Origin of the sequence: Mesorhizobium sp. M7A.F.Ca.CA.002.09.1.1 (genome assembly GCF_003998555.1) — a bacterium.
In the GTDB taxonomy this organism is placed as follows: domain Bacteria; phylum Pseudomonadota; class Alphaproteobacteria; order Rhizobiales; family Rhizobiaceae; genus Mesorhizobium; species Mesorhizobium ciceri.
In genome coordinates this window covers 1-6,339 of sequence record NZ_RZRR01000258.1, presented here as the reverse complement: position 1 = coordinate 6,339, position 6,339 = coordinate 1, and the positions used below count along the sequence as shown (strand labels likewise).

Sequence of the window (6,339 nt, the reverse complement as noted above, 5' to 3'; positions counted from 1 at the left end):
CGCGCGGCGCGAGGAGAGGCTGCCGGACAGCGTCAGTTGAGGCGAAGAACCAAGATCAAAGGGAACCAGACGGGAGGAAAAAATGGCATTCTTCAGAAGCAGTGGCGATCGCGTGCCGAGCGCTATCGAGGCAATGGCGGTCGAAGCACGCGCGGGTCGTGTCGACCGGCGCGAGTTCCTGGCGCTGGCAAGCGCCTTCGGCGCATCGACGGCTCTTGCCTATGGCATGATCGGCCTTGCCGTGCCGGATCGGGCCTTGGCCGAAGAGCCGAAGAAAGGCGGAACGCTGCGCGTCTCGATGTCGGTGAAGGGACAGAAGGATCCGCGCACTTACGACTGGGTGGAACTGGCGAACATTTCGCGCTGCTGGCTGGAGCCGCTTGTCCGCTATACCAGGCAATTCACCTTCGAGCCGGTCCTGCTCGAAAGCTGGGATATCAACGACGACGCCACCGAATACGTGCTGCATGTGCGCAAGGGCATCACGTGGAACAATGGCGATGCCTTCAACGCCGATGACGTCGCTCACAATCTGACCCGCTGGTGCGAGAAGAATGTCGCCGGCAATTCCATGGCCGCCCGGGTCGGCGCGCTGATCGACGCAAAGACCGGCAAGGCCAGGGATGGCGCGATCACCAAGGTCGACGACAATACGGTCAAGCTGAAGTTAAGCGAACCAGACATTTCGCTGATCCCGAATTTCACCGACTATCCGGCGCTCGTCGTCCATCGCAGCTTCGATGCCGACGGTGCCGATCCGATCAAGAAGCCGATCGGCACGGGACCGTTCGAACTGGTCTCCTACGATGTCGGCCAGAAGGCGGTCGTCAAGCGTCGTGAGAATGGCAAATGGTGGGGTGGTGAGGCGCCGCTCGACAGCGTCGAGTTCGTCGACTACGGCACCGATTTCAACGCCACCGTGAACGCGTTCGAATCCGGTGAGATCGACCTCAATTTCGAGTCGCCCGCCGACTTCATCGACATTCTCGACAAGATGGATCTGGTGAAATCGGAGGTGGCGACGGCGACGACGCTGGTTGCCCGCACCAACATCACCCACAAGCCCTACGACGACAAGCGGGTGCGCAACGCCCTGCAAATGGCCGTCGACAACAATGCGGTCCTCGAACTCGGTTATGCCGGGCGAGGCACCCCTGGTGAAAACCACCACGTCGCCCCGATCCATCCGGAATACTATGCGCTGCCCAAGAAGACACGCGACGCCGCCGGCGCCAAGAAGCTGATGGCGGAAGCCGGACAGGCCGACTTCGAGCATGAGCTGATCACCATCGAGGACGATTGGCAGAAGAATACCGGCGACGCCATTGCCGGCCAGTTGCGCGATGCCGGGATCAAGGTGAAGCGCACGGTGCTGCCGGGTTCGACCTTCTGGAACGACTGGACGAAATATCCCTATTCGATGACGATCTGGTACATGCGCCCGCTTGGCGTGCAGGTGCTGGCGCTCGGCTATCGCACCGGCGAGGCCTGGAATGAATCGGCATATTCCAACCCCGATTTTGATGCCAAGCTCAAGCAGGCGCTTTCGCTCATCGACGTGGAGAAACGACGCGAGGTCATGAAGGATGTCGAGCAGATCCTGCAGGATTCGGGCGTCATTATTCAGCCCTTCTGGCAGAAGCTCTACAGCCACATGAGCAAGAAGGTGAAGAACTATGGTGTCCACCAGACATTCGAGATGGACCTTCAGAACGTCTGGCTGGACGGCTAAAACAAGGTGCTGCAGGACTTCATGAGCCGCAAAAAAGCCGATATGCAGGATACGTGGTGTTGATAGGCTCAAGCCGTCAAAAGCCGGAGATTCTGCATGCGACTGACAGTGATCGTTGCCGCCCTTTCGATAGCCCTGCCGGCCGGAGCCGTCGCCGGACCGGCGTCCGACGCGGTGAAGTTCTTCTATGCCCCGGCGGTCAAGTTCGAGGCCGACGAACAATATCGGGACCGGTTCACCGAACCGGTGACGAAACTGTTCGACCTGAACGACCAGGCAACGAAAAAGAACCCGGACCAGGTCGCCTGCATCGATTTCGATCCTGGTCTCGACGCTCAGGATTTCGATCAGAAAACCGTCTCGAAAACGCTGAAACTGTCTGAGAAGCAGGATGGCGACAACGCACAGGTCACGGCATCCTTCAGCCTGTTTCCGGAAGGCGATGATTCCAAACGTGAAATGCTCTGGTCGCTCAAGAAGATCGACGGCAAGTGGAAGATATCGGACATCGCTTCCAAAACCAGCGACTGGACGCTCAGCGCGCTGGAATGCATGGCCGGCCAGACGCCGGAGTGAAGCGATGGCCCACCGCCGGTTCGTGGCACTGTCGGGTGTGTGCCTGCTGGCGGCTCTGAGCGGCGCCGCCGCGCAAGGCTTGTTGGGTGCGCCGCCGGCAAACGCCCCGGCCGACACCCAGCCGAGCGACAGCGCTGCACCGCCCGCAAATGCGCCGGGCGGAGCGGCAGAACCGGCCACGCCGCCGGTTGGATGGTCGCCGGCCGAAGCCGCGCCCGCCGCACCGATCCAGCCGGGCTCGCCGACCGCCGTTGTGCGGCCGTTTTACGATCAGGTCGGGCTGGAGATCGATCCGGCCGAGCGAAGCCATTTCATCGATCCAGCCAAAACCGTGCTCGACAAGAGCGACGCCTTGCGCAAATCCGGGCAGGGCGAGTGCCTCGACCCCAACATGGCGCTCGACAATGCCGATTACGACAAGGCCGAGATAGACAAGAGCCTGAAGACGCTCGAGGCGATCAACGGTGACCAGGCCAAGGTCATCGTCGCCTTCGTCATATCGGGCAACCCGCACCGGCTGGAATGGAAATTCAAGAAGGTCGATGGCGACTGGAAGATCACGGACCTGTTGTCGGTGACCGGCGAATGGGCACTCAGCCAATATCAGTGCGAATGATGGGCGAGCTCAACCCCGCCCGCGATAGGGCGCCACCCCGGTGTCGGGGAGCCAGGCGCCTTCCGGCGGAGCGCCGGTTTGCCAGAACACATCGATCGGAATGCCGCCGCGTGGATACCAATAGCCGCCTATGCGCAACCACAGCGGCTTGGTTGCCGCCACGATGCGGCGGCCGATCATGACGGTGCAGTCTTCATGGAAGGCGCCATGGTTGCGAAACGAGGTCATGAACAGCTTGAGCGACTTCGATTCCACCAGAGCCGCATCGGGTGCGTAGTCGATGACGATATGGGCGAAGTCCGGTTGGCCGGTGACCGGGCACAGCGAGGTGAATTCCGGGCAGGTGAAGCGCACGATCGCCGGCGGCCCGTCGCCGCGCGAAAACGGTACGGTCTCCAGAACCGCTGCTTCGGGGCTTTGTGGCGTCTCGACGTGCGCACCGAGCTGGGTGAGAGTTTTGGTATCGATCATGGGCCCAATCCTTGTCGCATGCGCCCGGAGTGCGTGCGGGACGACATGCTTGAAAACGAATTTTGCCGCTCATTAGCACAATTTGAAACCGCAGGAAGACGATGACCTCCAACGATCCGCTTCTCCAGCCCTACCAGCTCAAACATCTGACGCTGAAGAACCGGGTCATGTCGACCAGCCATGAGCCGGCCTATTCCGAGGACGGCATGCCGAAACAGCGATACCGGCTCTACCATGCCGAGAAGGCCAAGGGCGGTATGGCGCTGACCATGACCGCCGGCTCGGCGATCGTCTCGCGCGACAGCCCGGCCGCTTTCGGCAATCTGCATGTCTATGACGACAGGATCGTGCCGTGGCTGGCCGAGCTCGCCGATGCCTGCCACGAGCACGACTGCAAGGTGATGATCCAGATCACCCATCTCGGCCGCCGTACCGGCTGGAACAAGGCCGACTGGCTGCCGGTGCTCTCGGCCTCGCCGGTGCGTGAGCCGGCGCATCGCGCATTCCCGAAAACCATCGAGGACTGGGACATCGAGCGCATCGTCGCCGACTATGCTTCGGCCGCCCAGCGCTGTCAGGCCGCCGGCCTGGACGGCATCGAGTTCGAATCCTACGGCCATCTGATGGACGGCTTCTGGTCGCCGGCCACCAACCATCGCGACGACGAATTCGGCGGCTCGCTCGACAACCGCCTGCGCTTCACCAACATGGTGCTTGATGCCGTGCGTGCGTCGGTCGGCGAGAAATTCGTCGTCGGCATCCGCATGGTCGCTGACGAAGATTTCGAAAAAGGCCTGTCCAAACAGGAGGGCATCGAGATCGCCAGGCGGCTGGCCAATTCCGGCAAGGTCGATTTCCTCAACATCATCCGCGGCTCGATCGAAAGCGATGCGGCGCTGACCAAGGTCATACCGGTGGCCGGCATGCGCTCGTCGCCGCATCTCGATTTCGCCGGAGAGGTGAGGGCGGCGACGAAATTCCCGACCTTCCACGCGGCGCGCATATCCGACGTGGCCACCGCACGCCACGCCATTGCCACCGGCAAGCTCGACATGGTCGGCATGACCCGCGCCCATATCGCCGATCCGCACATCATCAAAAAGGTGATGGAGGGCCGCGAGCATGAGATCCGCCCGTGCGTGGGCGCCACCTATTGTCTCGACCGCATTTATGAGGGCGGCGAAGCGCTTTGCGTCCACAATGCCGCGACTGGCCGCGAGGCCGAAATCCCGCATATCATCGTCAAGACCGAAGGACCGAAGCAGAAAATCGTGGTCATCGGAGCCGGCGCCGGCGGGCTGGAGGTTGCGCGGGTCGCAGCCGAGCGCGGCCACAAGGTGACGGTGCTTGAAGCATCGAGCCAGGCCGGCGGCCAAATTCGACTGGCGACGCAGAATCCGCGCCGCAAGGAGCTGATCGGTATCATCGACTGGCGGCTGGCTGAACTCGCCCGGCTCGGCGTCGAGATCCGCTACGACACCTGGGCGGAGAAGGACGATGTTCTGGCGCTGTCACCCGACGTGGTGGTGGTCGCCACCGGCGGCCTGCCGCAGAACCCGCCGCTGACGGCCGGCGACAATCTTGTCACCTCAAGCTGGGACATCATGGCCGGCAGCGTCAAGCCGGCCGAAAATGTACTGCTCTATGACGACAATGGCGGCCATCAGGGCATGGGCGCCGCCGAACTGATCGCCAATGCCGGCTCGAAACTCGAACTTGTCTCGCCCGAACGTTTCTTTGCCCCGGAAATGGGCGGCATGAACCATGTGCCGTACATGCGCGCCTTTCAGGAAAAGGGCGTCAGCATCACCATCAACACGCGGCTGCGTTCGGTGCGCCGCGAGGGCAACCAACTGGTCGCCGAACTGGCATCGGATTTCGCCGATGGCTGGCGCGGCGAGCGCAGGGTCGACCAGGTGGTGGTCGAGCACGGTACGTTGCCGCTCGATGATCTCTATCTCTCGCTGAAGCCTCTGTCGAAGAACGGCGGTGCGGTCGACTACGAACGGCTGGTGAGCGGTGGCGACATCTTCCCCAAGCGCAATCCAGAAGGCGGCTTTGTACTGTTCCGCATCGGCGACGCGGTCGCTTCGCGCAACATCCATGCCGCCATCTACGACGGCATCAGGTTCGGCTTGCGGATCTGAAATTGGGCGTTGCCAGGATCGGTGGCGCGCGGCCGGACCTGCGTACGAGAGCCCATGTACTTCGGTCTGGCCGCGCGCTCGCGCGTCATTGGCTCGTCGCCAGACAACGCACGATTCTGTGAGGGTGTGCCGCGTGGCGGCGTTCAAAACATTCTGGCGGTGGCCATGCACAGCACTGTCAGCACCAACAGCCCCCCGGCAATGCGCTCGCCTCTTGTCATCTTCGCGCGCAACTGCCTTTCCGTTGCCGCATCGGCACCGGCAAGCTGCCTGCTGGTTGAGCCTACCAGCGCGCCTTGCACGCCGGCGGCGATCAGGGCCGTCACGATGCCCAGCGCCAGCACCTTCTCCATCGAGCCGAAAACACCCTCGTGAAAGAAATACCAGAGCAGTATGCCGGTCAGGAAAACCAGGCCGGCAGCGCCCATTTGCGGCCGGAAGAACCGTTCCGCCCGGATGTCCGGGTCACGGCCGACCTCGATGGTCGTGCCCGCCCAGCATACGCCTGCCATGACATGAAGACCGATAACGACGATGTAGACATATTGCATGACCGGATTTCCTCTTTAGCCCGCCATCTCTAGATAATTAGATATCGAATGGTTAGATGTCAATATATAAGTCGTGCCAGTTCCATCCGTGCATGACACCGTCTAGGGTCCTGCAATGACACCCTTTGACCGCCCGCCAGTCGGCATGAATCTCGGACGAACCGCCAAGCTGGTTGCCCAGGCCTTCGATGCTGCCCTGGTCGAGGCTGGAGGTACATTGCCGATCTGGCTCACGCTGCTATCGGT

At 61.9% G+C, this 6,339-nt stretch carries 6 protein-coding genes and 1 pseudogene; 5 read left to right on the top strand and 2 right to left on the bottom strand.

The annotated features are described in order from the left end of the window. The first annotated feature begins 82 nt into the window (after positions 1–82). From EN994_RS13695 to EN994_RS13685, 3 genes are all read left to right on the top strand, one after another. On the top strand, positions 83–1,732 hold the full coding sequence (locus tag EN994_RS13695; RefSeq protein WP_027163239.1) for an ABC transporter substrate-binding protein: 1,650 nt from the start codon (positions 83–85) through the stop codon (positions 1,730–1,732). Between the two features lie 96 nt (positions 1,733–1,828). Further along, positions 1,829–2,308 carry a DUF3828 domain-containing protein gene (locus tag EN994_RS13690; RefSeq protein WP_027163240.1) on the top strand — a complete coding sequence of 160 codons (480 nt, stop codon included), beginning with the start codon at positions 1,829–1,831 and terminating at the stop codon, positions 2,306–2,308. Positions 2,309–2,312: 4 nt separating this feature from the next. Beyond that, positions 2,313–2,924: a hypothetical protein gene (locus EN994_RS13685; RefSeq protein ID WP_013532329.1), complete on the top strand. Its 612-nt coding sequence runs from the start codon at positions 2,313–2,315 to the stop codon at positions 2,922–2,924. Positions 2,925–2,933: 9 nt separating this feature from the next. Here EN994_RS13685 and queF read toward each other — a convergent pair whose 3' ends face one another. Next, on the bottom strand, positions 2,934–3,395 hold the full coding sequence (queF, locus tag EN994_RS13680; protein ID WP_010915503.1) for a preQ(1) synthase: 462 nt from the start codon (positions 3,393–3,395) through the stop codon (positions 2,934–2,936). Between the two features lie 101 nt (positions 3,396–3,496). On the opposite strand from queF, the gene EN994_RS13675 reads away from it, so the two are divergent. Further along, entirely contained in the window at positions 3,497–5,542 is a 2,046-nt protein-coding gene (locus tag EN994_RS13675) for an NADH:flavin oxidoreductase (RefSeq protein WP_063167731.1), read from the top strand. Positions 5,543–5,685: 143 nt separating this feature from the next. Here the strand turns inward: EN994_RS13675 and EN994_RS13670 are convergent, their stop codons facing one another. After that, positions 5,686–6,093, bottom strand: coding sequence for a hypothetical protein (locus EN994_RS13670; protein ID WP_127307585.1), 408 nt, complete (start codon positions 6,091–6,093; stop codon positions 5,686–5,688). A 115-nt stretch (positions 6,094–6,208) separates the two neighbouring features. Here EN994_RS13670 and EN994_RS36850 point away from each other — a divergent pair. Continuing rightward, positions 6,209–6,339 (top strand): annotated as a pseudogene (locus EN994_RS36850) (MarR family transcriptional regulator); the annotation flags it as partial.

Coding starts and splice junctions, on each gene's coding strand:
- EN994_RS13695 (WP_027163239.1), top strand. CDS start 83: ATGGCATTCTTCAGAAGCAGTGGCGATCGCGTGCCGAGCGCTATCGAG.
- EN994_RS13690 (WP_027163240.1), top strand. CDS start 1,829: ATGCGACTGACAGTGATCGTTGCCGCCCTTTCGATAGCCCTGCCGGCC.
- EN994_RS13685 (WP_013532329.1), top strand. CDS start 2,313: ATGGCCCACCGCCGGTTCGTGGCACTGTCGGGTGTGTGCCTGCTGGCG.
- queF (WP_010915503.1), bottom strand. CDS start 3,395: ATGATCGATACCAAAACTCTCACCCAGCTCGGTGCGCACGTCGAGACG.
- EN994_RS13675 (WP_063167731.1), top strand. CDS start 3,497: ATGACCTCCAACGATCCGCTTCTCCAGCCCTACCAGCTCAAACATCTG.
- EN994_RS13670 (WP_127307585.1), bottom strand. CDS start 6,093: ATGCAATATGTCTACATCGTCGTTATCGGTCTTCATGTCATGGCAGGC.